The organism is Chryseobacterium takakiae (assembly GCF_900129385.1).
Classification (GTDB): domain Bacteria; phylum Bacteroidota; class Bacteroidia; order Flavobacteriales; family Weeksellaceae; genus Chryseobacterium; species Chryseobacterium takakiae.
Genome location: NZ_FQVO01000038.1, coordinates 1 through 2228, shown reverse-complemented (window position 1 = coordinate 2228; position 2228 = coordinate 1). Strand labels below are relative to the sequence as shown.

2 protein-coding genes and 1 pseudogene are annotated in these 2228 nt (G+C 34.2%); all 3 read right to left on the bottom strand.

Annotated elements, in window-relative coordinates; genetic code table 11:
* Nucleotides 1-155: 155 nt before the first annotated feature.
* Nucleotides 156-392: a transposase gene (locus BUA76_RS19595; RefSeq protein WP_449390470.1), complete on the bottom strand. Its 237-nt coding sequence runs from the start codon at nt 390-392 to the stop codon at nt 156-158.
* Nucleotides 393-487: 95 nt separating this feature from the next.
* Nucleotides 488-1168 (bottom strand): ISAon1 family transposase, encoded by a 681-nt coding sequence (locus BUA76_RS19590; RefSeq protein WP_449390469.1) that lies wholly within the window; start codon nt 1166-1168, stop codon nt 488-490.
* A 27-nt stretch (nt 1169-1195) separates the two neighbouring features.
* Nucleotides 1196-1384, bottom strand: a pseudogene (locus tag BUA76_RS19585) (ISAon1 family transposase N-terminal region protein); the annotation flags it as partial.
* Nucleotides 1385-2228 lie beyond the last annotated feature (844 nt).

Below are 2228 nucleotides of genomic sequence, written 5' to 3'. Positions count from 1 at the left end.
GCGGGAGAGTAGGTCGCCGCCAGTTTTTTTTTAAACCTCATACAGCAATGTGTGAGGTTTTTTTTGCTTGCTACCGTAAGGGAGACGTAAAAGGTTCACGATTAATAAAACACCATTACACAGCAATATCCTGGATCAATCCCAAATCTTGGGGACTATGCAAAAAGTTTAGACAACCTGAACAGGAAAAATGCTTTATCCCGCACACCTCTTAATTGTATTCTGAAGTTTTTTATTTTGGCATTGAAAGACTGGGCTGAAGCATTCGTGCTTCTTCTTTCAAAATAATTGAGGATCTCATTGTAATGATTCATTATGGTTTTCCTGAGTACCGAGAAAGCTTTAAACACCGATTCTTCTACCTCTTTAAACCAATGTGCCAATTTCAACATTGCAACGGAATGTTTTGATTGTAAATTTTCCTTAAACCATCAGATAAATTGTAGGCTTTTTCTAAATCAGGATACTGCGAGAATAAGATTTCAGCTCACTGATTTTGCGATGCAGTCCATTTTTCTCTGGTTTTATACAGTAAATACCTGCTTCTTGCCAAAAGTTGCTTTCGGTTATTGCCATTTTCAAAAATTTCAATCTCGGGGTTGTTTCTCTTTTCTTTGGCTTCCATGAGCAGATTGTTTTCCTGTTCAATAGCTTTCCAACGGTGGCTTATTCTTAATTCCTGCAACGCATCTATGGCTAATTTCTGAACATGGAAACGATCAATGACCTGTGTGGCATTGGGAAAACATCTTTTGGCGATAAGTTTCATAGAACCTGCCATATCCAAAGTAATTTCTTTTACATTTAACCTTAATTTTCTGTTGATTTTCAAGAGGTATTCTATCACGGTGTCACTCCTGGTTCCTTTGATAATGGCAACAATACTGCCTTTTCTGCCCTTTTCTTCTTTGGAGGTCAGAACAGTATACAATTCGCCATCGGAAAGAGCAACTTCATCCAGAGAAAGTTGTTGGGAAAGGTTTTTGGGATACAGAATCCAGTCTTCAGCGTGCGGTTTTTGTTCCCAGTCTTTAAAATTGCTGATGCTGTGTTTGTATTGTCTTTGGAATTTTCTGCCATCCACACCGTACATCCCGCCAATGGTTTTGCAGGGAAGGGCTTTAGTATCGGCAGATTTTTTTAAGAACTCCGTAAAATCCTGTGTCATGCGGGTTCCTTTGGCAATGAGATTCCAATCTCTTTGGATGATGTTGCCGGTTTTCGTATCGGTCCATCTTCTGCGTTTGATGTGGAGTTTTACTGTTTTTCCACGAAGTGGAAAATCGTCAACGGTGATTTCCGGAACAAAACCTTTGGATTGTAAATCAAGAGAAGAAAACTCTTTTGGAGCTGTATTTTTCTCTTCAAAGTAGAGGTGGAGGATTTTGTTTTCTTCCTCAAATTTTACAATCTCAAATGCTCAATCAAGAGTTCAGGTAAAAATAATTTGAGCATCGTTTAACACTCCTCAAAATTATCAATATTTTTTTTCTCCCCAAATTTTGGGATTGATCCAATATCATTAGCATCAAGTTCGTAACTTTGCCTTCTATTGCTTATCAAACCAACTTAAAATAATTGTTGTTGAAAATATAGTTTTGTTTAATTTTTTACGAGCGAAATGATTAAACATTTTTTTCAACAATGTTAACTTTATCATCATCCTGTTAAAATATTAAGATAGATGTAATACCTTTATATAATAAGTTTTATTCAACACAGAATTATAAAATCCTCAATTCCATTCGAGAAAAATTCACTAAATTACTATATGTCATTTTAAGAATTTAATGACAGAATTAATTTTAACACACAAAATCTTATAACATCTTTACCGTTTTTTATCCTTACTCTTTACTCCTTAATAGCTAACTAAATAACTAACTTTTCCCATCTCATTTGATCAGTTAGTTTAATCTGACAGAGAATAATCTTAGTTATTTTATAATCAACATATTAAGTATAAGTAAAGAAAATAAATTCAATTATTAGTGTTAAGTCTTCATCATCTTCAAATTAATTTATAAAACCATTTTACAGTTTTCTTAATGAGGATAACTGAAGATAGATTTATAAGTGAAAATAAATCAGTAAGTTATAAGGTGAAGTTTTCCACAAATTCAAGTATATTGTAATTTTATGTTAAATAGATTTGGATTGTAAAGGAAAGACGTGTTATCTTTGCCCCACTGAAAACGGAAGGAAGTAGGTAGCGCAGAAGGGCCTTT

Bases quoted from the DNA above. Each gene is read 5' to 3' on its own strand.
- BUA76_RS19590 (WP_449390469.1), bottom strand. From the start codon at position 1,168: ATGACACAGGATTTTACGGAGTTCTTAAAAAAATCTGCCGATACTAAA.
- BUA76_RS19595 (WP_449390470.1), bottom strand. From the start codon at position 392: ATGTTGAAATTGGCACATTGGTTTAAAGAGGTAGAAGAATCGGTGTTT.